We start from the raw sequence: 23,210 nt of genomic DNA, 5'->3' as shown, positions 1-23,210 counted from the left end.
CCGGATCACCCGTGGGCGCCTACAGTGTGCCGCAACCTGGAACACCCCTGAGCTGGAGGCAACGGTGCCGACCCCACCGACGACCGAGGAGACCCCGCGCAAGCGGGACAAGACCCACTACCTGTACCTGGCCGTGATCGTCGCGGTCCTGCTCGGGATCCTGGTGGGCTTCCTCTTCCCCGGCTTCGCCAAGGGCCTCAAGCCCTTGGGCGACGGCTTCGTCAACCTGATCAAGATGATGATCTCCCCCATCATCTTCTGCACCATCGTCATCGGCGTCGGCTCGGTCGCGAAAGCGGCCAAGGTCGGCAAGGTCGGGGTGATGGCGCTGGTGTACTTCATCGTCATGTCGACGTTCGCGCTCGCGATCGGCCTCGTCGTCGGCAACATCCTGCACCCGGGCACCGGGCTGCACCTGAACCCGGCCGACGTGAAGAGCGTCCAGAAGTCCGCCACCGGCTCCGAAGGACCGGTCGACTTCCTGCTCCACATCATCCCGAAGACGTTCGTGTCCGCCTTCACCGAAGGCCAGGTCCTGCAGACGCTGCTGGTCGCCCTGCTCGTCGGGTTCGCGCTGCAGAAGCTGGGCCCGAAGGGCGCGCCGATCCTGCGCGGCGTCGAGCACATCCAGCGGCTGGTCTTCCGCGTCCTGGCGATGATCATGTGGGCCGCCCCGATCGGCGCGTTCGGCGCCATCGCCGCGGTGGTCGGCGCGACCGGCTGGGCGGCGCTGAAGAGCCTCGCGGTCATCATGATCGGGTTCTACGTGACCTGTCTGGTGTTCGTGTTCGTCATCCTCGGACTGGTGCTGTGGCTCGGCGCCCGCGTGAACATCTGGCACCTGCTGCGCTACCTCGGCCGCGAGTTCCTGCTGATCCTCTCGACGTCGTCGTCGGAGTCGGCGCTGCCGCGGCTGATCGCGAAGATGGAGCACCTGGGCGTCGACAAGTCGGTCGTCGGCATCACGGTGCCCACCGGCTACTCGTTCAACCTGGACGGCACGGCGATCTACCTGACGATGGCGACGCTGTTCATCGCCGCCGCGCAGGACGAGCCGCTGTCGATCGGCGCGCAGATCGGCCTGCTGGTCTTCATGATCATCGCGTCGAAGGGCGCCGCGGGCGTCAGCGGCTCGGGCATCGCGACCCTGGCCAGCGGCCTGCAGTCGCACCGCCCCGAACTGGTCAACGGCGTCGGCTTCATCCTCGGCATCGACCGGTTCATGTCGGAGGCTCGCGCGCTGACGAACTTCGCCGGCAACGCCGTCGCGACCGTCCTCATCGGAAACTGGACGAAGGAGTTCGACCGCGAACAGGCGCAACGCGTGTTCGCCGGGCAGGCGCCCTTCGACGAAGCCACGATGGTCGACGAGGACCGGCAACCGGACCCCGGAGACGGCGACGCGGCGAAGTAGCACCCAAGACGTTCGTGCTCACTGCCCCCGCTGAGCACGAGCCACGACGGGCCGCTGTGCGAGTTCCCCGACTTCGCGCAGCGGCCCGTTTCCACGTTCTCAGGCGGTGTCGTAAGCGACGCGCGCGGCGGCGATGTCCTCGCGGTGCTGCTCCGCCCAGCCGAGCAGGCCGTTCAGCGACTGGTACAGCTCCTTGGCCATCGCCGTGGCCTCGTACTCCACCCGCGGCGGGACCGTGGGGTAGATCGTGCGCTTCAGCAGGCCGTCCCGCTCGAGGTTGCGCAGCGTCAGGGTCAGCATCCGGCGGCTGATCCCGTTGACCGCGCGTTCCAGCTCGGTGAACCGCACCGGGCCGCGGATGGCCTCCAGCAGGATCCCGATCGCCCACTTGCCGCTGATCCGGTTGATGACCTCGAGCACCGTGCAGACGTCGAGTTTTGCCGGGTCGATCTCCGTGACCTGGACGGGTACACCGATGTTCCCCTGGGACATGGAAGTGCCTCCTTACGCGCGCCCCCATGGTCACACATGATGAGCACTGTTACAAGAAGTGCCCTGGCACCGACCAGGGGGAACGCTCATCCGGAGGGCCTGCTGTGCTATCTGACAACGACGTGGCCGAGAACCACCCCACCCGCTCCCGCGGCCTCGCGCTGGCGGTGCTGTGCGCCGCGTCGCTGATGGTCGTGCTCGACAGCAGCATCGTCGCGGTGGCGCTGCCCGCGATCCAGGCCGACCTCGGGTTCACGCCCGCCGGCCTCGCCTGGGTCGTCACGGCGTACCTGGTCGCCTTCGGCGGCCTGCTGCTGATCTCCGGCAGGCTGGGCGACCTGCTCGGGCGCCGCCGCGTCTTCCTCGGCGGGCTCGGCCTGTTCACCTTCGCCTCGCTGGTCGCCGGGCTCTCGGAGGACGCCGGCGTGCTGGTCGTGTCCCGGTTCGTCCAAGGCGTCGGCGGCGCGCTCGCGTCGGCCGTCGTGCTCGGCATGATCGTGACGATGTACCCCGAGCCGCGCGGCCGGGCCCGTGCGATCGGCGTCTACAGCTTCACGCAGGCCGCGGGCGCGTCGATCGGCCTCATCGCGGGCGGTGCGCTGACGCAGGCGCTGAACTGGCACTGGACGTTCTACGTCAACCTGCCGATCGGCGTGGTGGCGCTGGTGCTGGCGGTCCGGGTCGTTTCCCCGGACCGCGGGACCGGTCTCCGGGCCGGGTTGGACGTCCTCGGCGCGGTGCTGGTCACCGCGGCCGTGATGCTGGGCGTGTACGCGGTTTCGTCGGCGGTGTGGGCGGCGCTGGCCGCGGCGATCGGGTTGCTGGCGGCGTTCGTCGTGCGGCAGGCGAAGGCGCGCACGCCGCTGCTGCCGCTGCGGCTGTTCCGGATCCGCGCGGTCACCGGCGCGAACCTGGTGATGGTGCTGATGGTCGCCGGGATGCTCGGCTTCCAGTTCGTGACGGCGCTCTACCTGCAGCAGGTGCTGGGCCTCGACGCGCTGCGCACGGGTGTCGCGTTCCTGCCGGTGCCGGTGGTGATCGCGGTGGCGTCGCTGGGCTTCGCGGACAAGCTGTCGGCGCGGTTCGGGCCGCGGGCGGTGCTGCTCTCGGGCCTCGGCCTGGTGATCGTGGGCCTGCTGCTCCTGACGCGGGTCGGCGATGACTACTTCACCGGCGTGCTGCCGCCGCTGCTGGTGATGGGCCTCGGCGCGGGCGCGGCGATCCCGGCGCTGATGGGGCTCGCGATGTCGGACGTCCCCGCGGAGGACGCGGGCGTGGCTTCCGGGTTGATCAACACGACCCAGCAGGTGGGGGCGGCGATCGGCACGGCGGTGCTCGCTTCGGTGGCCGCGTCCCGCACGGCGAGCCTGTCCGGGGTGGACCACCGCGAGGCGTTGGCGGCCGGGTTCCGGCTGGCGTACGGCGTGAGCGCGGGCTTCCTGGTGACGGCGGTGGCGCTGGGCGGGCTGGTGCTGGCCCGTCGCAAGCGCCCGGCCGTGGTGGCCGAACCCGAGGTCTGCGTAGCCGGTCAGGCCAGGTAGGCCGACAGTCCACGGTGGCCCCGCCGCATCATCAGCGCGTGGTTCGCGCGGAAGAGCGGCCGGGCCACCGCGTCGAGCCGCCGCAGCAGCTCCTTGCGAGCCTGGACGTCCTGGGTGATCTGCAGGAGCGTGCCCGCGCCCGCCGCGCGGACCGCTCCCGCCAGCACCCCGTCCAGGTCGCCGCTCAACCGGACCCGCAGCACTCCCGCTCGCTCGTCCTGGTGGTCCCGGTGCATCCGGACGACCAGGCGGAACGGGAGCCGCGACCGGCAGATCAGCTCGGCGGTGTCGTCGTCCACCCGGCGCACCGCGCGGACGTCCGACCACCACCGCGGGTAGCCGGCGAGGTCGGTGACCGCGCCGAAGACCCGCTCGGGCGCGGTACCGGGCAGCAGCCACGTGCTGCTGAACCGGTAGCGCGCGCCCGTCACGTCACACCTGGGCCGAGACCAGCTTCCGGCCGTCCACCGTGACGATGTCGACCGACTTGACGTCGTCGGGCGCGACCAGCGCGGACCCGTCGAGCGAGAAGCCCTGGCTCTCCCACTTCTCGGACACCTGCCAGCTGCCGGCGGTCACGGCCTGACCTTCCTTGGTCGTGACCTGCAGCAGGCACTTCTCCCCGGCCTTGACGCCCCGCACGGCGACGTTGACCTTCACCCAGCCCTGGAACGGGGCCACCGACGCGGCCAGCTGCACGCCGGTCGTCGGATCCCGCCCTTCCACGCTCTTCGTGCCGGGCACGTCCGGTGCCGGCACCGCGAGGTTCGGGGTGTCGGTGGACGAAGTCTGCCGCCCGACCAGGATCCCGCCGCCGAGCGCGGCCACCACGAGCACTGCCGCGGCGACGAGCGCGAGGCCTCGGCGTCCGGCCGAACGGGCCGGCGCCGCCTGTTCTTCGTCGCGCACCCGCCGCAGGGTCTTCTGCAGCAGCAGGTCCCCGCCTTCGGGCGGCCCGTCGAGGAACGCCTCGGGCGGTACCTCGTCGAGCGACTCGCGCAACGCCACGAGCTCGTTCAGGTCGAACCGGCACTGCGCGCAGGTCTGCAGGTGCCGCCGCTCGAAGTCGGCCGCCTCCCCGGGGTCGAGCGCGCCGAGGGCGTACGCGCCGAGCTGCGTGTGACTCTCGTCGACCGAGTTCATCGCGCCACCTCCGTTCCGCTCGATATCATCGCTGCTCTCAGTGCTCTCAGTGCGTAGTAAGACCTTGATTTCACGGTACCCGGCGCGACGCCCAGTGTTCTCGCCGCTTCGGCCACCGTCCGTCCCCGGTAGTAGATCTCCACCAGGACCTCTCGGTGCTCGTTCGACAGTCCGTCCATCGCGCCGAGCACCGTCATCGAGTCGACCACGCCCTGGGCGTGATCGCGTTCGACGGCCGGTGTCGGCACGCCTTCGGCCGGTTCGGCCACCTCCTGTGGCCGCGCCGCCCGGGCGCGGGCCCGGTCGGTGACCAGGTTGCGCGCGACGGTCAGCAACCAGCCGCGCACCGAGCCCTTCCCGTCGTTCTGCAAGTCGTCCGCGTGCTTCCACGCTCGGACCAGCGTCTCCTGGACCACGTCCTCGGCCGCCGCCCGATCACCGGTCAGCCTCGTCGCGTAGGCCAGCAGGCTCCGCCCGTGTTCGGCGTACAGCTGCCGAATCAAGTCCTCGCCCTTGGCCTTCTTAGGCCGCCTGCCTCCTATGGCCACCCTCGTCCTCCCGACGGTGTTCTGAGTCGGCGAGGACAGTACTGCAACCCGCAGGGCCACCGGCGGTGCGTGCGCCGAGCGCAGCGCGACCATGGTGTTCATCGGCTGCCCGTCCTTCCTCGTTCTGCCCGGAATCCGTCGTCGGTCAGGAGCCGGCGGCCCTGGCCGTGGTGATCTTGCTGCCGTCGGGGGCGACCGCGAACCAGGTGCCGTTGACTCCCTGGCCGTTCGCCTCGCCCAGCGCCTTGTCGCCCGAGAACTGGTACAGCGGCCAGCCGTTGAGCGTGAGCTGCCGGCTGCCGTCCTTGCGGGTCACCGTGCCGACCTGGGTCTCCTGGATGCCCTTGAGCATCGGGGTCGCCACCCCGGCGAGCGCCGGCGGCCAGGCCGTCGCGCACTCGCCGTCGCAGTTGGACGTCGGCGGTTGCGAGAGGTCCTTGTCGAACCGGTAGAGCGTCTTGCCGTCGGCGTCGGTGACCACCGCGCCGAGCCCGGTGACGGAGCCGGCCGACAGCATCTTGTGGCCCGGCTGCCCGTGTTCCGGCCCCTGCGCCCCGGAGGCCATCTCGCTGCAGGCCGACAACGTGGCGACGGCGGCGAGCGCGAGGGCGCTGACGACGACCGGCCGGATACGGTTCATGACGTTTCTCTCCTCGGTGAGGGCGGCACCGCCGTCCGGCGGACCTCGACACCTGGGAACACGGACGGTTGCGGAAAACGGTTCAGCGGGGTTTCCCGCGCCTTCGATGCCGGTTCGCCGCCGGATTGGTGGGTACCGGTGATCGGCACGATCTTGTCGCCGTGCGGGCGGGTTCCTAAGCTGATCACGTTCGCCCCGCCGCCCCGCTCGTCCCGGGAGCCGCCGTGTCCGCGAAACCCCTCGTCCTGGTGGCCCTGCTGGCCGCGGGCTGCTCGGCGGCCACGCCGCCGCCCTCGTTCACCGCTTCGCTGACGTCACCGACCGATGTGGTGCTGACGTGGCCGGACGACGGCGAAGGCCACCGCGTCGAGTACGCGAACGACCCGGCGGGGCCGTGGACGACGCTGCGGTTCCTGCCCGCCCACACGACGAGCTACCACCACCCGGACCTGATCCCGGAGACGCCGTTCTACTACCGGCAGCAGCCGTTCACCGGCCCCGTCTCGACGGACTTGCACGCGGCGACAGCCGGCGACACGGTGACGTTCACGTGGGCCGACCGCACGAGCGACGAAGCCGGCTTCCTGCTGGAGATCCGGCGCCCGGGCGCGCCGGACTTCGACCCGGTGGAGGTGACCGACCCGGACGCGACGACGTGCGCGCTCTCGCTCCTGCCCGGCGAGGAGCACTCCGAGTTCCGCCTGCGGGCGCTGCACTACGGCCCGCTCTCCCCGGTGGTCCACCAGACCACCGGGAAGGAGCGGTAGCCGTCAGTCGGCCGTGAGCACCGTCCGCAGGAATTCGCCGGTGTAGCTGCCCTCGACCCCGGCGACGTGCTCCGGCGTGCCCTCGGCGATCACCGTGCCGCCGCCCGAGCCGCCTTCGGGCCCCATGTCGATGATCCAGTCGGAGGTCTTGATCACGTCGAGGTTGTGCTCGATCACGATCACCGAGTTGCCCTTGTCGACCAGGCCGTTGATCACGCCGATCAGCTTGTTGATGTCCTCGAAGTGCAGGCCGGTGGTCGGCTCGTCGAGGATGTACACCGTCTTGCCGGTCGAGCGCTTCTGCAGCTCGCTGGCCAGCTTGACGCGCTGGGCCTCACCGCCGGACAGCGTCGGCGCGGGCTGGCCGAGCCGGACGTAGCCGAGGCCGACGTCCACCAGCGTCTGCAGGTGGCGGTGGATGGCCTTGATCGGCTCGAAGAACTCCGCGGCCTCCTCGATGGGCATGTCGAGCACGTCCGAGACGGTCTTGCCCTTGTAATGCACCTCGAGGGTTTCCCGGTTGTAGCGCGCGCCCTTGCAGACCTCGCAGGGGACGTAGACGTCCGGGAGGAAGTTCATCTCGATCTTGATCGTGCCGTCGCCGGCGCACGCCTCGCAGCGGCCGCCCTTGACGTTGAACGAGAACCGGCCCTGCTGGTAGCCGCGCACCTTCGCCTCGGTGGTCGCGGCGAACAGCTTGCGGACGTGGTCCCAGACGCCGGTGTAGGTGGCCGGGTTGGACCGCGGGGTCCGCCCGATCGGCGACTGGTCGACGCGCACCAGCTTGTCGACGTTGTTCAGGCCGTTCACGCGGGTGTGGCGGCCCGGCACCTGGCGGGCGCCGTTGAGCTTGTTGGCCAGGACCGTCGCGAGGATGTCGTTGACCAGCGTCGACTTGCCCGAGCCGGAGACGCCGGTCACCGAGACCAGGCAGCCGAGCGGGAACGAGACGTCCAGCCCGCGCAGGTTGTGCTCGCGCGCGCCGACGACGGTCAGCTGCCGCTTCTTGTCGACCGGCCGCCGGATCGCCGGGATGTCGATCTTCCGCCGGCCGGACAGGTACTGCCCGGTCAGCGACTCCTTGCTCTTCAGCAGCTTCTTGTACGGTCCACTGTGGACGATGTGGCCGCCGTGCTCGCCCGCGCCCGGGCCGATGTCGACCACCCAGTCGCTCGAGCGGATGGTGTCCTCGTCGTGCTCGACGACGATCAGCGTGTTGCCCAGGTTCCGGAGCCGGGTCAGCGTCTCGATCAGGCGGTGGTTGTCGCGCTGGTGCAGGCCGATCGACGGCTCGTCGAGCACGTACAGCACGCCGACCAGGCCCGAGCCGATCTGCGTCGCGAGCCGGATGCGCTGCGCTTCACCACCCGAAAGAGTGGCGGACGCGCGGTCGAGCGAGAGGTACGTCAGGCCGACGTCGAGCAGGAAGCGCAGGCGGGCCTGGATCTCCTTGAGCACCGCGCCGGCGATCATCGCCTCGCGCTGCCCCAGCTCCAGCTCGTCGAGGAACTGCGACGCCTCCGCGATGGACAGCGCGCAGACCTCGGCGATGGACATGTCGCCGCGGGTCTTGTGCTGCAACGTCACCGCGAGGATCTCCGGCTTGAGCCGGGTGCCCTGGCAGGCCGGGCACGGCACCTCGCGCATGTAGCCCTCGTACCGCTCGCGCATGTACTCGGACTCGGTCTGCTCCTGGCGCCGCTCGAGGAACGGGATGACGCCCTCGAAGGCCGCGTAGTACGAGCGCTGGCGGCCGTAGCGGTTCTTGTAGCGGACGTGGACCTGCTCGTCGACGCCGTGCAGCACCGCCTTCTGGGCGCGCGCGGGCAGCCGCCGCCACGGCGTGTCCATCCGGAAGCCGATGGTCTCCGACAGCGACTCGAGCAGGCGGATGAAGTAGTCCGCGCTCTGGCCGCCCGACCACGGCGCGATCGCGCCCTCGGCCAGGGACAGCTCGTCGTCCGGCACCACCAGCTCCGGGTCGACCTCCTTGCGGATGCCGATGCCGGTGCACTCGGGGCAGGCGCCGTAGGGCGAGTTGAAGGAGAACGAGCGGGGCTCGAGGTCCTCGATGGCCAGCGGGTGGCCGTTCGGGCAGGCCAGGTTCTCGGAGAAGCCGCGGATGCGGTGCGCGTCGCCCTCGGGGAGGTCGACGAACTCCAGCTCGATCAGCCCGTCGGCCAGGCGCAGCGCCGTCTCGACCGAGTCGGTGAGCCTCTGGCGCGACGCCGCCTTGACGGTCAGCCGGTCGATGACCACGCCGATCTGGTGCTTCTCCTGCTTCTTCAGCTTCGGCGGGTCGGTGAGCGAGTGCACCGTGCCGTCGACGACCACGCGCGCGTAGCCCTGCTGCTGCAGGTTCTCGAACAGGTCGACGTACTCGCCCTTGCGCCCGCGCACCACCGGCGCGAGCACCTGGAACCGGGTGCCCTCCTCCATGGCGAGCACCTGGTCGACGATCTGCTGCGGGGTCTGCTTGCTGATCGGCTCGCCGCACTTGGGGCAGTGCGCCTTGCCGGCGCGGGCGTAGAGCAGGCGCAGGTAGTCGTAGACCTCGGTGATCGTGCCCACGGTGGAGCGCGGGTTGCGCGAGGTCGACTTCTGGTCGATCGACACCGCGGGCGAGAGGCCCTCGATGAAGTCGACGTCCGGCTTGTCCATCTGCCCCAGGAACTGGCGGGCATACGCCGAAAGCGACTCGACGTAACGCCGCTGCCCCTCGGCGAAGATGGTGTCGAAGGCGAGGCTCGACTTCCCGGACCCGGACAGGCCGGTGAACACGATCAGGCTGTCGCGGGGCAGGTCGAGATCCACGCCGCGGAGGTTGTGCTCGCGGGCACCGCGAACAACGAGGCGATCAGCCACGCCAGGGTCCTCTCAATGTCTTCTTCAGCTGCGGTCGCCAACCCGGTTTCGAGTCGCACGGGTGGCCGCGATCCATGCTACGAGCCACCACCGACAAAAACGGGTTCCGCGTCCTTGACCTGCGGTTCTTCGGGCTTTCGACGTCTGGTGAGCCACCGGTGGGCCGGGCGTTCGACCCCCGCGGTGACCGCCCAGCCGGCCAGCACGGCGGCGCCGACGACCACAGGGAGCCGCAGCCAGCCGGGGAGACCGAGGTCGAGCAGAGCGCGGGCCAGGATGTAACCCAGTTCCTGGTGCACCAGATAAAGACCATACGAGATGCCCGCGAGCCAGGTGACGGCCGGGGCGATCCGCGCCAGTCCGGGGAACCGCCAGTCCGGGCCGCGGGCGGCCAGGCAGACCAGCAGCAGGAGCACGGCGAACCCGATCGTGGAGGGCCAGCGCTGCGCGTCCTGCGGCAGCGCGACGTGGAACGGGAAGACCTGCAGGTCCTGCGCGGTCACGGCGGCGGTCACGAAGAGTGCGATGTGCCACGTCTTGAGCCGGCGCTGCGCCCACAGCCAGATCGCGACGCCGATGGCGAAGACGTGCAGCCGGTGCAGGCCCAGCCCGTAGTAGAACGTCTCGACGACCGGGCTGGCCGTCCCGGGCGGGAAGACGAGGAAGCGCAGCGCGAGCGGGACGAGGATCAGCGCCCAGAGCAGGGCGACGGTCAGCCGGTGGGTGCGCCACGACCGCGGCCACAGCAGGGCGGCGCCGGTGAAGGCCAGCAGCTGCACCGGCAGCGTCCAGTAGGAGCCGTCGAGGTAGTAGAACGTCTCCGACCGGATGCCCCACTCCTGCACCATGCCGAGGTTGGCGACGAGGTCCAGCCAGGTCGGGATGTACCACGGCGACGGGTTCGACGGCAGCCCCTGCGGCACGCCGAAGAGGAACCCGGTGACGCCGGGCGGGTAGGGCAGGCCGCTGAAGGAGATGGCGGCCCACCGCGTCACGACGTAGGTCAGCAGGACGGCGACGAGGTAGGCCGGCACGAGGCGCGCGACGCGGTTCCACAGCCACCGGCGCGGGTTGCCCTTGCGGAGGCTGGCGCAAACGAAGAAGGCGGAGATCACCAGCAGGATCGCGGCGCCGAACTGCGCGGTCACCCGCACGGGGTACCCCGTCAACTCGGGGTGCAGCAGGGCGCCCTGGTGGGTGACGTGCCCGAGGATGACGGCGAGAACGGCGACGACGCGGAGGAGGTCCCAGCTGATCCGGCGCGGCGTCGGGGAGGTGGGCACGGTCGTCCTGAGGTCGGCTGGGCTGGGGGTCGCCGTGAGCCTACGTGCCTTCTCGCCGTGGCGCTTGTGCGGGTGGAACCGGTTGGAGCGAAACGACTACCGTGTGCCAGGTGAACATCGTGGAGACCTACACGGGGCACGTCGACCCGGGCGGCGACGCCACCCGCCGCACCCTGGACGCGCTGACCATCACCAAGCTGTCCGTCGGCCCGATGGACAACAACACGTACCTGCTGGTGTGCCGCGCGTCGAACGAGGCACTGCTGATCGACGCGGCGAACGACCCGGAGCGCATCTCGGACCTGATCGGCCACGGCCCGGACCGGCCGGCCTTGCGGACGGTCGTCACCACCCACCAGCACCAGGACCACTGGCAGGCGCTGGGCGCGGTGGCGGGGGCCAACGGGGCCAACACGGCGGCCCATCCGTTGGACGCTTCGCCGTTGCCGGTGCCGCCGGACTTTTTGGTTGAGCACGGGGACACGCTTTCGGTGGGGGAGGTCACTCTTTCGGTGATCCACTTGAGGGGGCACACGCCGGGGTCGATCGCGCTGCTCTACCGGGACCCCGCGGGGCATCCGCATCTGTTCACCGGGGACTCGCTGTTTCCGGGTGGGGTTGGGCGGACTACCTCGCCTGAGGACTTCTCGTCCTTGGTGGACGATGTTTCTTCGCGGATTTTCGATGAGCTGCCGGATGAGACTTGGTTCTACCCGGGGCATGGGGACGACTCGACGTTGGGAGCTGAGCGTCCGAAGCTCAAGGAGTGGCGCGAGCGCGGCTGGTGAGCTTCCTGCTCGGTGGACACCTTCCGGACGAAACGCTCCCCCGGCCGGAAGGTGCCTCCCGGCATCAGTTGATCGAAAAGCACGCAGACGGTTCCGGGGTGTTCCTCGATATCGGCTCAGGTAGTGTGCGCAGGACCTTGACCGCCGCACGGCTGGGTCTGCGAGCGTCAGGCACCTTCGGCAAACGGACCTTCCGGATCTAGGCCGACGGATCGTGGATCCAGGCTACTTCGCCGGTTTCGGGAAGCCGACCCAGCGCCGCGACCTCGGCCGCGATGCGGCGGAGGTGCTCATCTCGGGTGCCCGGCCAAGGGCGGAACCCCGGATCCTGCTCGACGAGGTCTCCGGGCACCGCCCCGCGGTCGCTGAGGTCGCCGATGACGGACAGCAGCGCCGACGTCAGCTGGTCGAGGGTCGCCCCCTTGCCCGCGACAGCGCCCGCCACCGCACCGACCGGCGACAGACCGACCCAGTCTTCCCGTGCGTAGTCCAGCAGGTAGTCCAGATCTTCCTGGTAGGAACTCATCAGTGGCTTCCGCCCGTCACGTGGAACCGCTTGACCTCGTCCAGGCCGTCCACCTTGTTGATGTCGATCGTGGGGCCTCCGGACTTGCTGAACGTGCGATAGGTCACCGTGGACGGTGGGTCCCCGCTGATCTGCCAGGTCTCGATTTTACCTTTGGGGGTTTCGATGACCTTGTCCGGAGCTCCCAGCTTCGAGCGCACATTGTCCAGGACGCCGTCGAGGTCCTGCTGGGACACCATTCGCACGCCCTTGCTGTCTTCGGCACCCGGAATCTTCCCGTCTTCGCCCAAAATCGCGTCTCGCACCGACTTCGCCCGATCGACGGGCGTCTTCGGGCGAGCTTCATCAGGCACGTGATCGCCTCCGGCGTGGTCACCCTTGCCGAGCAAACCCTTGGCTACCTTGCCCGCGCCGAAGAGCAGCAGCCCGCCCGTGACTTTGCCGAGCGCGCGATCCCCGTGTCCGTTGGCCCAATCGTCCCAGGCCACCATCTCCTTGAACGTCTCAACTGGATGCGTGACGTTGTGCGCCATCGCCGCCACGGTTTCGGCGGGATCGGTGATCGCGCTCCACAAAGCCTCCCCGGCACCGGATATCGTGTCCCAGATCCCGCCGAAGAAATTCGCGTCCGCCTGGGCACGAGAATCCTGGGGCGCCAGCGAGGCCTCGACCCGCAGCGCCTCGGCACAACGATCGCCTGCTCCCGCCAATTGCTGTCGCGCCCGGTTCAGGACGTCCCGCGCCTCTTGGCGCTGCGCTTCACCCGGATCGGTGAAGGGCGGAGGCTGCACGACCGTTGGGTCACCATGTTGTGCGTTCGCATGCGTTTGCGCCTGGGCGTCCGACACCGCACGTTCGTGCGCCGCCTCGGCTTGCCGGGTGGCCTCATCTCCCTGCTGCCACTTCGTGATCGCCTCGGACGCCTGCCCTTGCGCCCACGAGAGGGAAGCGGCGTAGCCATCGAGCACCTGGGCGGCGTTGTCGAGCGAGTCCGCGGCTTGCAGCCAGCGCGGCACTTCGGTCTGATGATCTTCGTGGAACTTGTCGGAAGCTTGTCCGGTCCAGCTTCCGGTGTCGATGCTTTTCAGCGCGGCACCGACCGCCGCGGTCGTGTTCGCCCGCCCGCTCAGCACGCGGGCGTTCTCGAAAACCGCGGCCGGATCTCCGGGCACCAACGCCCGGGGATCCGTTGTTTCACCGAGCTCGGCCATCAGACGCCACCCACCGACGGCGGATCCGGCGTGACGGCGTCCCAGCCGGGATCGGTCTTCAACGCCTCGACGGTGCTGTGCTCGACCGCCCGATAGGCCTCGGCAGCCTTTCCGAGCAGATCACCCAGGTCGCTCGCGCGATCGGACAGCGCGTCGATGCCGACGCTCCACCGGCCGCACAACTCCGCAAGGGCGTCGTGCACGCCGGCGTGACCGTACAGCCGAGGCTCTCCACACAGGCCTCGCAGCTCGAAGCTGTCCTGATCCCGCACGACGGCGCTCATGTTCTTCGACGCTCTTTCCAGCACATCCACGTCAACGTGAAAGCCCGGGCCTTCCACCTTTCGCCCCCTCGTTGTTCACGGCCGTCATCTCCCCACGGCTTTACCCGTTCTCACCGTCCCCGGGCCTCTGCCCAAACCCGCGCGACCACGTCCGGCGGTGCCACACGAGACAGGATCGGGAATCGATGCCCGTCATCGGGGTCGACCATCAGACCGACGCCAGGGGGAACCAGTTCCAAGAAGTCCGCACCCGTTGTGGTGAGGAAGTCGCAATCGCCCGCGTGTGACGCCAGCCGCTCGAGCGTCGAGAAGACGACTGTCCATCGACCTCTCGAGCCGAGCTCGGTCACCAGCAGCGCAGGCTGCTCGGGTCGCTGTGCGTACACCATCGCGCCGCCGAACGCCGCCATGAAGTCGCTCGGTCCGCGGCTTCCGTCCCACACCTGCCGGGCAGTGATCGCGAGTGCGGCTTCGGCCTCCCCGTCGTCACGATTCACACCTGGCACAGTACTCGCTGTAACCGAGTGGCGGAACCTCATCGACCTGAGCAGCTCAGTGCCACGTTCAGAGCAGCCGGATAACGATAAGGGACTCTCGCGCAACTCCCGGACGAACCGGACGTCCCCCGAGAACCCAGCGCTGGGACTTCCGCTGCTCCGCCAGGAGGTCCACCATGTCCAGACCCGTCAGACGCGCCCTTCTCGCCGTCACCCTGCTGGTCGCGGCGAGCGTCGCCGCGGCCGCGCCTGCTCAAGCCGTCAACAGCGTTCCCACGCTCACCGCCATCCGGACCGGGAACAACGCCACCTTCGACCGCGTCGTGCTCGACCTCGGTCCCGGGAGCGCACCCACGCCCAGCTACCAGCTCGTCGATGAACTCATCGCCGATCCGAGCAGCGAAATCGTGTGGCTCACCGGCGAATACTTCATCAACGTCACCGTGCCGTACGCCGCCGCGCACGATGACAACGGGAATCCCACCTACCTCGGGCCGAAGAAGTTCCGGACGCGGAACTTGAGCAACGTCATGGCCGTCGCCGTCATCGGGGACTGGGAGGCGCATCTGCTGATCGGGCTCGGGGTGCGGTCACGGACCGCGGTGAACGTCTTCACGCTCACCGCGCCCAACCGCGTCGTCATCGACGTCGCCCACTGAACCCACTGACGGGAAGCGGGGGAGCTACCCGCGCTCGTACGGGATCTTCTCCCCCGCCTCCACCGCGAACGGCAGGTCGTTGCCCGCCGGCGGGAGCGGGCACGTCGCGAAGTCCGTGAACGCGCACGGGAGGTTCACCGCGCGGTTGAAGTCCAGCGTCACCGAACCGTCCGGCGACGGCGCGGCCACCGGCAGCGACCGGTTCGCCGCGTACGTCGTCACGCCGCTCGTCCCGTCGGTGAACAGGATGCTCAAGCCGCCTTCCTTGCCGTTGAACGCCGTCAACGTGTGCGGCTGGCCCCCAAAAGAAAAGTGCACCACTCCGGGCGCCGTGTAGACGTGGCTCAGGCCCTCCACCACGGCCCCGACCGTGGTCGGCCGCGGCGAGTCGAACGGCTCGAAGCGCCCCTCGAGCACCCAGGACGGAGACGGATCGTACGCCGGGACGCCGTGGAACGCCCTCAAAACCTCGGCCTTCGGGTCGTGCACCCGGATCAGGTACCCCGACCGGCGGGCGACCTCGATCTCGACGTCGCCGGCCAGCACCCGCGTGCCCGCGCCGCTGTTGACCAGCTCGAACCGCTGGACACCGGTGACCGGGGCACCGTCGAAGACGAGTGACGCGCCCGCGGGGTCGACGTACGCCGCGTCCGCGTCCTGCCACCAGCGGCCGGGGATGCCGGGGTACTCGCGCGGGGCGTCGGTCAGCCAGTCGAGCGACACCAGCGCCAGCCAGCCGTGCGGTGCCGCGAGGTCATCCTCGCGCCGGGTCTTCCAGTCCTGCCACTCGCTCGTGAACGTGCTCATCGCGGGCCCCTTTTCCATCGGCTACGACGATGCCAACCCACCGCCCGGGCCGGTATTCCGCGTCCCAGTATCCGGACCCGTCCGCAGCCACGCGATTTCGCGCTCGCCGCCGGCGGGGACGACGACGCGCCGGAAGCCCGGCCCGGCCGGCAGCGCCGCGTGGAACCGGTCGGAGACGATCAGCAGCTGGTCCAGCTCGGGCGCCGCCGCCAGCGCCGCGTTCAGCACCTCCGCTTCGCACAGCCAGACCGCCAGCGCGACCGCCGCGCCGCCGAAGTTCGGCGGGCGCAGCACGACGTCGCCGTGGTCGGCCGCGAGCCGCAGCCGGAGCTTGCCGAACTCGTTGAGGTGGCGGTTGCGGCGCCGCAGCGCGCCGGCCAGCTCGCCGGCGAACTCCGCGGCCACCCACGACAGCGGCACGGTCGGCGGGATGACCAGCGTCGTGCTGTCCCCCTCCGGACGGCGGTACCACGTCGGCGTGCGGTACGGCACCGGAACGCCGTCGAACACCTCGTCCAGCACCCCGTCGAGGGTGGCGCCGAGGTGCACCGCGCGGGCGGTGCCGCCGCGGCTCGGGGCGACGATCCCGATCCGGACGACGGTCGCGGCCACCGGGACCGTGCGCATGACCTGCTCAGTCCCCCCGCGGGTCGAAGGACCACTGCAGGCCGTAGCTCAGCCCCTGGTGCAGCTCGTGGAACTCGAGCCCCACCTCGCCGACCCGGTTGACCGTCAGCGCGTCGCCGGAGTCGACGCCGTCGTCGACGACCCGGCCCGGCACGCCGTTGAGCCGCCACACGTGCGACGGCGGGGCCGCGCGGTCGAACCGCACCCGGACCGAGAACTCCTCACAGCGGCGAAGGGGCGTCATGACGTAGTAGGGCCGCAGCGACGTGCGCCGCGGCGCGAAGCGGATCCCGTACTCGTGGCGCTGGCCCAGCCGCAACGGGCTGGGCAGCCGCATGATGAACTGCGCGTGGCTGGCCGAAACCTGGCGCTCTTCGACGATCTCGCCGCCGAACAGCGCCTCGGCGGTGATGTCCGGGACCGGGTCGCTGCCCGGCTCGGCCGGGACGCTGAACGGGAGCACGAGCTCGTCGAGCTCGTCGACCTCCGCGACGATCCGGCGCTCCTCCTCCAGGTAGGGCGGGTCGAGGTCGAGCCGCAGCATCGCCTTCATGGACTCGACGTACCAGCCGGCCAGCGGGTGCAGGTCACGCCCGGCCGTGGGCGCGCCGAGCAGCTCGTCGAGCCGGCGGAACGCGAGGTCGATCCGGCGGCGCGCGGTGCGCGGGTCGCGGTCCAGCACGCCCGCGAGCCACGAGATCCGCCGGTCGAGGAACTCCCCCGCGGCCTCTTCGTGCAGGCCGAACGCCGCGAGCGCGGCCACCCGCAGGTCCGCGGGCAGCCGGCCGCACAGCTCGGTGAGCCGCAGCACGAGCTTCTCCCGGGCGGCGGACGGCTGGTCGTCATCGGTGATCGCGCACGCTTCGCGCAGGCACGGGCCGATCCGCTGGTGCAGGTCGGCCGCGTCGAGCCCGCGGCCGCGGCGCAGTTCGTTCAGCTCGCGCACGAACGGGAAGGAGTTCTCCGGCCGCACCCCACCCCTTCCCATGCCCCGGTGGAATCGATGGACCAGATTACCAAGCGCGATTCCGCGCGGATGTGACAAATCGTGGACACCGCATTCGCGGAATACCCGGCCGGCCGACCCCCCACGAGCCTGCCGGCCGGGCCGCCGCGGGTCAGTTCGCGCCGAAGATCAGCGCCCAGATCGAGTGGCTCTCCATCACACACACCTCCTCATCGCTGCACCCAGGCCGGGACGGAGACCGGAACGGAAGTCGTGCGACGCGTGCGGAACACGCCCCGATCTCGTTCGAATGGGAATTCCGACTGGTCGGCATCTGTTTTTCCGGCCGGTCGGCATCTGTTTCTTTTCCGGCCGGAACCCAGGATCCCGCCGGGAGGGGGTGCGCTCAGATGCCCGATGTCACGGGTGTTGTGTGCCGTTTGGCTCAGAACGGGCGAAGGCCCGCAGGACGCGCGGCTCGCGGATGAGGATCCGGCGGCGGCCGGTCTCCACGATCCCCCGTTCCCGCAGCACGCGCAACGCTCGTGCGACGGTACGCCGCGCGGCGCCGATCTGCGAGGCGATGTCCTCCTGGGAGAAGGCGGCCTCGATGAGCACGCCCTCCGGGACGCGCTTGCCGTGTTCCTCGGCCAGCCTGACCAGCACGACCGCGACGCGGCGGCTGACGTCGAAGGCGGCGGAGTCGACCCGGGCCGACTCGGCGTTGCGCAACCGGGCCGCGACGGTCTTGATCGTCGCGATGGCGATTTCCGGGCGGTTGTGCAGGACGTCGACGAACTCCGCGCCGGTCAGCTGGAAGACCGTGCAGGGTTCGATCGCACGCACCGACGCCGACCGCGGGCGCCCGGTCACGGCGGCGAGGTCGCCGAGCACCTCGCCGGGACCGCGCAGGCCGAAGAGCACCTCGCGGCCGTCCTCGACGATCGTCGAGACGCGCACCCAGCCGGCGACCAGCACGTGGACATGGTCGGAGGGGTCGCCCTCCATGAGGACGACCTCGTTCGCCCGGAACCGGCGGCGGGTGCCCCGGGCCAGCAGGTACTCGCGATCGGCATCGGCGAGGTAAGCGAGGAGCGCGCCCTCGCCCGCGTCGTCGTGCCCGCTCATGGTTCCCCTCCGGAGGTTCACCGTAACCCGGCGTGGCGGCTCTCGGCGAGGGTTGCGGCCGGCAGGGCCGCCGCGTGCTGGAGAGCCCTGCCCCGGCCGGCGCGGGTCGGTCAACGCGAGTCAGTCCTCAATAGACGGTCGTGGCCGCCGTGGGAGGATTCGGGGATGACTTCGTGCCCGTGCGGCCTCGCCGAGTCCTACGCCGCGTGTTGCGGCCGGTTCCACGACGGCGGCCTCGCGGCGCCGACGGCCGAGCTGCTGATGCGGTCGCGGTTCAGCGCGTTCGCCGTCGGGGACACCGCGTACCTGCTGCGCACGTGGCACCCGGACACCCGCCCGCGGCGGCTGCAGCTGGACCCGGCGCAGGAGTGGACGCGGCTGCAGATCCTCGGCCGCACCGGCGGTGGCCTGCTGCACACCGAGGGGACGGTGGAGTTCCGGGCGCACTACCGGCACCACGGCCGCGACGGGTTCATGGAGGAGAACAGCCGCTTCCGCCGGGCCGAGGGCCAGTGGGTCTACCTCGACGCGGAAGCCTGAGCGCGGAACCGGCGAAAAGCGGCCCACGCCACACCTGCGCCGTGCTAAACAAAGCGGCGATGGGAAAACTGACGCGCCGCACCCGGGCGAAGGCGGACTACCTCGGCTTCATCGGCGCCCGGGAGTGGCCGCTCGCCGCCTCCGGGCTCGGTGTTGTTCTCGGGGTCGTGACCATCCTGCCCAGCGCCGTCGGGGTTGTCCTCTCCGTCGTCGCGCTCGCGCTCGGCGTCGCCACCTTCACCCGGGATGTGCGGCTGCTGCGCCGGCGGTGGGCCGGGTTCGCCTTCACCACCATCGCCGCCCCCTTCCCCACCGCGGAACTGCCGCCGCCGTCGGCCTATCCGCCCTCCGAGTACCTCGCCGTGCCCGCGCGCGGGACCGCGCTGGTCAGCGACGCCATCGATCGGGAACTGTGGACCGAGCGGCACACCATCGACGTCGCCGAGGAGCCCTACCGGCTGCCGCCCGCGCTCAAAGCCACCGCGCCGCACGTCCTTCCGCTGCGGACGCGTGGCCGGCTGCTCTTCAACGGCCCGATCGTCGGCATGCGCGGCGACCCGCTGCCGGCCGCCGGGGCGCGGCCCGCGCCCATCCGGCTGCACCGGGCGCGCTTCTTCGACGCCGTCTGCTCGAACGAGCTCGGCACGCTCCGGATCACCCGCGCCGACACCGGCGAGGAGTACGACCTGCGCAAGGCCGAGCTGACCGACACCGACGGCGCCCTGCGCGAGCTCGGCAGCAGCACGCTGGCCGACCTCATCGGCGTCTCGACGGTCGCCTTCACCACCGACGGCAAGCTCGTCACCGTGCGGCAGTCGTCGCTCAACGCCGTGAGCGGGCTGCTGCTCGCGCCCTCGGGCAGCGGCTCGCTCGAGCCGCGAGACCTGCACACTCCCGACAGGAACCCGCGCCGGTCGCTGCACACCGCGATGCGCGCCGGGATGGAACGCGAACTGTGCGAGGAAAGCGGGCTCACGCCCCGGGACGTCCGCGAGACGAAGGTCGTCGGGTTCGCGCGCTGGATGGAACGCGGGGCCAAGCCGGAGTTCTTCGGCGTGACCGAGCTGGCGGTCGACAGCACCGAGGTCGCCGCGCGCCGCCCGGTCAGCGGCGAACGCCTCTACAGCGCCGGGCTGACGCTCTTCGACGTCGACCTCCCGGCGATCGGCGCCGCGCTGGCCGGCGGTGTCCCGCTCAGCGAGGCACTGCCGCAACGGATCTGGGAAGACGGCTCACTGCCCCTCCTGCTGGCGTTGCGCGCCGCGGCGGCGTGGCAGGCGGCGCGGGTCTGACCGATTCGCCCCTGTTCCCGGCGTGACCGGACCGCTACGATCGTCCGCAATTGTTAGGAAAGTTCCCTAACGATGGTCCCGCTGTCCCCACGCCGCCGTGGTGCCTAGGAGGCGCGCTAGTGAGCTATCGGCAGAGAAGAACCCGGACCCTCGTGGCGGCGGCGGTGCTCGCCGTCGCCGTGAGCGGCGCGACCGTCCCGGCGGCCACCGGGCAGGAGCAGGCGAGAGCGACGGTCGCGGCCGCGGGCCCGGCCACCGCCGTCCCCGGCTTCCTGATCCAGACGTCGGCGCAGGTCGGCGACGACTCGGCCGTCTCGAAGCCGGGGTACAACACGTCCGGCTGGTACCCGGTCGGCCCGCGCTCGACCGTCTACGCCGGCCTGCTGGCCAACGGCAAGTACGCCGACCCGTTCTACTCGACGAACATGAAGAACGTGCCGGCCGCGGACTTCCAGGTCCCCTGGTGGTACCGCACCGACCTCACGGTCGCCGACACCACCCAGCGCACCTACCTCGACTTCAGCGGCGTGCTGTCCAAGGCCGACGTCTGGGTCAACGGGACGCGCGTCGCCGACAAGACGCAGGTCACCGGCGCCTACACCCGCCACGACCTCGACATCACCTCACTGGTGAAGGCCGGTACGAACAGCGTCGCGTTCAAGGTCTACCCGAACGACCCGAACAAGGACCTGTCGATGGGCTGGATCGACTGGGCGCAGACCCCGCCGGACCAGAACATGGGCATCGTGCGGGACGTCCTCGTCCGGCGCAGCGGCCCGGTGGCGCTGCGCGGCGGCCACGTCGTCACGAAGCTGACCGGCCTGAGCCACGCGGACCTCACGGTGAAGGCCGACGTCCGCAACGACTCCGCGTCCGCCATCTCCACGACGGTGTCCGGCACGGTCGCCGGCAAGCCGATCAGCCAGACGGTGAGCCTGGCGGCGAAGGAGAAGAAGACCGTCACCTTCGGCGTCGTCGGGATCGACAACCCGCAGGTCTGGTGGCCGGCCGGGATGGGCGGGCAGCCGCTCTACGACCTCGACCTGGCGGCGAACGTCGGCGGCACAGCGTCGGACACCTCGCACTCGAGCTTCGGCGTGCGCACGGTGACGGCGAACAAGAACTCGAGCGGCGGCCGCGCGTACACGATCAACGGGCGCCCGCTGCTGATCAAGGGCGGCGGCTACTCGCCGGACCTGTTCCTGCGCTGGAACGAGCAGTACGCGGCGGACAAGCTCGCCTACGTCAAGGACCTCGGGCTCAACACCGTGCGCCTGGAGGGGCACATCGAGCCGGACGAGTTCTTCGACCTCGCCGACCGCATGGGCGTGCTGACGCTGCCCGGCTGGGAGTGCTGCGACAAGTGGGAAGGCCAGGTCAACGGCGACGAGAAGGGCGACCCCTGGACCGCCGCCGACTACCCGGTCGCGAAGGCGTCGATGACCGCGGAGGCCGAACGGCTGCGCGACCACCCGAGCGTCATCTCCTTCCTCATCGGCAGCGACTTCGCCCCCGACGCGACGATCGAGAAGAACTACCTCGACGCGCTGTCCGCCGCGGACTGGCCCACCCCGGTGGTCCCGGCCGCGTCGGCGAAGTCGTCGCCGCAGCTCGGGTCGTCCGGCATGAAGATGAACGGGCCGTACGACTACGTCCCGCCGAACTACTGGTACGACAAGGCGCACAGCGACCTCGGCGGCGCGTGGAGCTTCAACTCCGAGACCAGCGCCGGGCCGGACATCCCGACGATGGACACGCTCAAGCGGATGATGTCCTCGAGCGAACTCGACACGATGTGGAAGAACCCGTCGGCCGCGCAGTACCACCGGTCGTCATCCTCGACCTTCGCCAACCTGAAGCTCTTCGGCAACGCGCTGACCAGCCGCTACGGCAAGTCGGCGAGCCTCGACGACTTCGTCCGCAAGGCACAGCTGGCGCAGTACGAGAACGTCCGCGCCGAATTCGAGTCGCACTCGCGCAACTTCAGCGACAGCTCGAACCCGGCCACCGGGATCATCTACTGGATGCTCAACAGCGGCTGGACGTCGTTGCACTGGCAGCTGTTCGACGCCTACCTCGACCAGAACGGCTCGTACTTCGGGGCCAAGAAGGCGAACGAGCCGCTGCACATCCAGTACTCGTACGACACCAAGTCCGTCGTGGTCGTCAACCACAACCACGACGCGGCTTCGGGCCTCACGGCGTCCGTGAAGCTGTACAACCTCGACGGGACGGAGAAGTTCACCCAGTCCAAGGCCGTTTCGGTCGGCGGTGACGGTGCCAAGACGACCGCGCTGACCATCGGTTCGGTGAGCGGGCTGTCGACGACGTACCTGGCGAAGCTGGCCCTGAGCGACTCCTCGGGCAAGGAGGTCAGCCGGAACGTCTACTGGCTGTCCACCAAGGCCGACACGCTCAACTGGGACTCGAGCGACTGGTACTACACGCCGCAGTCGGCCTACGCGGACCTGTCCGGGCTGAACGGCCTGGCCCAGGTCGGCCTGGGGTCGACCGCGACCTCGACCACCAACGGCGACGGCACCACGACGACCAAGGTGACGCTGATGAACCCCGCGTCCGGCAAGGTGCCGGCGTTCTTCGTCGACGCGCACGTCCTCGGCGCGGCGGGCGCACCGGTGCTGCCGGTGCGGTGGACCGACAACCAGGTCACCCTCTGGCCGGGCGAGTCGACGACGCTGACGGCGACGTACCGGACCGCGGACCTCAAGGGCGCCAAGCCGTCCGTGCGGGTCGCGGGCTGGAACACCGGGACGAAGACGATCCCGGCGGACGGCACGGTCGACCCGGGCCCGGGAAACCCCGTGGACTACCAGGCCGAGGACGCCACGATCACGAACGGCGTCGCGGAGTCCAACCACGCGGGCTTCACCGGCACCGGGTTCGTCAACTACGACAACGCGACCGGCAGCGCGGTGGAGTTCACCGTGACCGCGGCCGCGGCGGGTAGCGCGAACGTCGTCCTGCGGTTCGCCAACGGCACCACGGCGAACCGGCCGATGGACATCTCGGTCAACGGTACGAAGGTGGCGTCCGGGGTGGCCTTCGGCGGCACCGGGAACTGGGACACGTGGCAGACCGTCACGATCCCGGTGACGCTGACCGCCGGGACGAACAAGGTCAAGGCGATCGCGACGACCGCCAACGGCGGCCCGAACGTCGACAAGATCACCGTCTAGGTCCGGGCCGGGGCG

The 23,210-nt window shown here is 70.2% G+C and carries 23 protein-coding genes; 8 read left to right on the top strand and 15 right to left on the bottom strand.

The window, feature by feature from the left end:
- Positions 1-64 precede the first annotated feature (64 nt).
- The gene (locus tag ACERZO_RS24935) at positions 65-1,414 is read left to right on the top strand and encodes a cation:dicarboxylate symporter family transporter (RefSeq protein ID WP_372667157.1); all 1,350 of its coding nucleotides are present in this window, start codon (positions 65-67) and stop codon (positions 1,412-1,414) included.
- A gap of 99 nt (positions 1,415-1,513) precedes the next feature.
- Here ACERZO_RS24935 and ACERZO_RS24930 read toward each other — a convergent pair whose 3' ends face one another.
- Positions 1,514-1,906 carry a winged helix-turn-helix transcriptional regulator gene (locus ACERZO_RS24930; protein ID WP_372667156.1) on the bottom strand — a complete coding sequence of 131 codons (393 nt, stop codon included), beginning with the start codon at positions 1,904-1,906 and terminating at the stop codon, positions 1,514-1,516.
- Between the two features lie 122 nt (positions 1,907-2,028).
- On the opposite strand from ACERZO_RS24930, the gene ACERZO_RS24925 reads away from it, so the two are divergent.
- Entirely contained in the window at positions 2,029-3,447 is a 1,419-nt protein-coding gene (locus ACERZO_RS24925) for an MFS transporter (protein ID WP_372667155.1), read from the top strand.
- Here ACERZO_RS24925 and ACERZO_RS24920 read toward each other — a convergent pair.
- The 4 genes from ACERZO_RS24920 to ACERZO_RS24905 form a co-directional block, all read right to left on the bottom strand.
- The gene (locus ACERZO_RS24920) at positions 3,435-3,878 is read right to left on the bottom strand and encodes an SRPBCC family protein (protein WP_372667154.1); all 444 of its coding nucleotides are present in this window, start codon (positions 3,876-3,878) and stop codon (positions 3,435-3,437) included. The two genes, ACERZO_RS24925 and ACERZO_RS24920, sit on opposite strands and share 13 nt — an antisense overlap.
- Before the next feature lies 1 nt (position 3,879).
- On the bottom strand, positions 3,880-4,590 hold the full coding sequence (locus ACERZO_RS24915; RefSeq protein WP_372667153.1) for an anti-sigma factor family protein: 711 nt from the start codon (positions 4,588-4,590) through the stop codon (positions 3,880-3,882).
- Positions 4,587-5,138, bottom strand: a complete 552-nt coding sequence (locus ACERZO_RS24910; protein ID WP_026469270.1) for a sigma-70 family RNA polymerase sigma factor — start codon at positions 5,136-5,138, stop codon at positions 4,587-4,589. The genes ACERZO_RS24915 and ACERZO_RS24910 overlap by 4 nt, the downstream gene beginning before the upstream one ends.
- A gap of 145 nt (positions 5,139-5,283) precedes the next feature.
- Positions 5,284-5,778, bottom strand: a complete 495-nt coding sequence (locus tag ACERZO_RS24905) for a COG4315 family predicted lipoprotein (RefSeq protein ID WP_372667152.1) — start codon at positions 5,776-5,778, stop codon at positions 5,284-5,286.
- A gap of 224 nt (positions 5,779-6,002) precedes the next feature.
- Here ACERZO_RS24905 and ACERZO_RS24900 point away from each other — a divergent pair, with 224 nt between their 5' ends.
- Complete coding sequence (locus ACERZO_RS24900) at positions 6,003-6,545, top strand: fibronectin type III domain-containing protein (protein ID WP_372667151.1); 543 nt, start codon at positions 6,003-6,005, stop codon at positions 6,543-6,545.
- Between the two features lie 3 nt (positions 6,546-6,548).
- Here the strand turns inward: ACERZO_RS24900 and uvrA are convergent, their stop codons facing one another.
- Positions 6,549-9,410 (bottom strand): excinuclease ABC subunit UvrA, encoded by a 2,862-nt coding sequence (uvrA, locus tag ACERZO_RS24895; protein WP_372667150.1) that lies wholly within the window; start codon positions 9,408-9,410, stop codon positions 6,549-6,551.
- Positions 9,411-9,487: 77 nt separating this feature from the next.
- A complete protein-coding gene (locus ACERZO_RS24890) occupies positions 9,488-10,693 on the bottom strand; it encodes an acyltransferase family protein (RefSeq protein WP_372667149.1) in 1,206 nt (401 codons plus the stop codon).
- Positions 10,694-10,803: 110 nt separating this feature from the next.
- Between ACERZO_RS24890 and ACERZO_RS24885 the strand changes: the two genes are divergently transcribed.
- The gene (locus tag ACERZO_RS24885; protein WP_372667148.1) at positions 10,804-11,481 is read left to right on the top strand and encodes an MBL fold metallo-hydrolase; all 678 of its coding nucleotides are present in this window, start codon (positions 10,804-10,806) and stop codon (positions 11,479-11,481) included.
- A gap of 199 nt (positions 11,482-11,680) precedes the next feature.
- Here the strand turns inward: ACERZO_RS24885 and ACERZO_RS24880 are convergent, their stop codons facing one another.
- The 4 genes from ACERZO_RS24880 to ACERZO_RS24865 all read right to left on the bottom strand — a co-directional run bounded on the left by ACERZO_RS24880 (position 11,681) and on the right by ACERZO_RS24865 (position 13,999).
- Complete coding sequence (locus tag ACERZO_RS24880) at positions 11,681-12,007, bottom strand: hypothetical protein (protein ID WP_372667147.1); 327 nt, start codon at positions 12,005-12,007, stop codon at positions 11,681-11,683.
- Positions 12,007-13,218 (bottom strand): WXG100 family type VII secretion target, encoded by a 1,212-nt coding sequence (locus tag ACERZO_RS24875; RefSeq protein ID WP_372667146.1) that lies wholly within the window; start codon positions 13,216-13,218, stop codon positions 12,007-12,009. Before ACERZO_RS24875 ends, ACERZO_RS24880 begins: the two co-directional genes overlap by 1 nt.
- Positions 13,218-13,532, bottom strand: a complete 315-nt coding sequence (locus ACERZO_RS24870) for a hypothetical protein (protein WP_372667145.1) — start codon at positions 13,530-13,532, stop codon at positions 13,218-13,220. The genes ACERZO_RS24875 and ACERZO_RS24870 overlap by 1 nt, the downstream gene beginning before the upstream one ends.
- Before the next feature lie 80 nt (positions 13,533-13,612).
- Positions 13,613-13,999: an SseB family protein gene (locus tag ACERZO_RS24865; RefSeq protein ID WP_372667144.1), complete on the bottom strand. Its 387-nt coding sequence runs from the start codon at positions 13,997-13,999 to the stop codon at positions 13,613-13,615.
- A 176-nt stretch (positions 14,000-14,175) separates the two neighbouring features.
- On the opposite strand from ACERZO_RS24865, the gene ACERZO_RS24860 reads away from it, so the two are divergent.
- Positions 14,176-14,658, top strand: coding sequence for an AMIN-like domain-containing (lipo)protein (locus tag ACERZO_RS24860; RefSeq protein WP_372667143.1), 483 nt, complete (start codon positions 14,176-14,178; stop codon positions 14,656-14,658).
- Between the two features lie 24 nt (positions 14,659-14,682).
- Here ACERZO_RS24860 and ACERZO_RS24855 read toward each other — a convergent pair whose 3' ends face one another.
- The 4 genes from ACERZO_RS24855 to ACERZO_RS24840 all read right to left on the bottom strand — a co-directional run bounded on the left by ACERZO_RS24855 (position 14,683) and on the right by ACERZO_RS24840 (position 18,166).
- Positions 14,683-15,465 carry a DUF1684 domain-containing protein gene (locus ACERZO_RS24855; protein WP_372667142.1) on the bottom strand — a complete coding sequence of 261 codons (783 nt, stop codon included), beginning with the start codon at positions 15,463-15,465 and terminating at the stop codon, positions 14,683-14,685.
- A 21-nt stretch (positions 15,466-15,486) separates the two neighbouring features.
- The gene (locus tag ACERZO_RS24850; RefSeq protein WP_372667141.1) at positions 15,487-16,092 is read right to left on the bottom strand and encodes a hypothetical protein; all 606 of its coding nucleotides are present in this window, start codon (positions 16,090-16,092) and stop codon (positions 15,487-15,489) included.
- Positions 16,093-16,099: 7 nt separating this feature from the next.
- Positions 16,100-17,080, bottom strand: coding sequence for a hypothetical protein (locus ACERZO_RS24845; protein ID WP_372667140.1), 981 nt, complete (start codon positions 17,078-17,080; stop codon positions 16,100-16,102).
- 378 nt (positions 17,081-17,458) lie between these two features.
- Positions 17,459-18,166 (bottom strand): Crp/Fnr family transcriptional regulator, encoded by a 708-nt coding sequence (locus ACERZO_RS24840; protein ID WP_372667139.1) that lies wholly within the window; start codon positions 18,164-18,166, stop codon positions 17,459-17,461.
- Between the two features lie 165 nt (positions 18,167-18,331).
- Between ACERZO_RS24840 and ACERZO_RS24835 the strand changes: the two genes are divergently transcribed.
- From ACERZO_RS24835 to ACERZO_RS24825, 3 genes are all read left to right on the top strand, one after another.
- Positions 18,332-18,706, top strand: coding sequence for a YchJ family protein (locus ACERZO_RS24835; RefSeq protein ID WP_372667138.1), 375 nt, complete (start codon positions 18,332-18,334; stop codon positions 18,704-18,706).
- A 59-nt stretch (positions 18,707-18,765) separates the two neighbouring features.
- Positions 18,766-19,998 (top strand): hypothetical protein, encoded by a 1,233-nt coding sequence (locus ACERZO_RS24830; protein ID WP_372667137.1) that lies wholly within the window; start codon positions 18,766-18,768, stop codon positions 19,996-19,998.
- A 119-nt stretch (positions 19,999-20,117) separates the two neighbouring features.
- A complete protein-coding gene (locus ACERZO_RS24825) occupies positions 20,118-23,195 on the top strand; it encodes a glycosyl hydrolase 2 galactose-binding domain-containing protein (RefSeq protein ID WP_372667136.1) in 3,078 nt (1,025 codons plus the stop codon).
- The last annotated feature ends 15 nt before the right edge of the window (positions 23,196-23,210 follow it).

Source organism: Amycolatopsis kentuckyensis, assembly GCF_041679295.1.
GTDB classification, from domain to species: Bacteria; Actinomycetota; Actinomycetes; order Mycobacteriales; family Pseudonocardiaceae; genus Amycolatopsis; species Amycolatopsis kentuckyensis_A.
The sequence above is the reverse complement of the archived record's forward strand: the minus strand, read 5'-3'. Positions and strand labels throughout refer to the sequence as shown.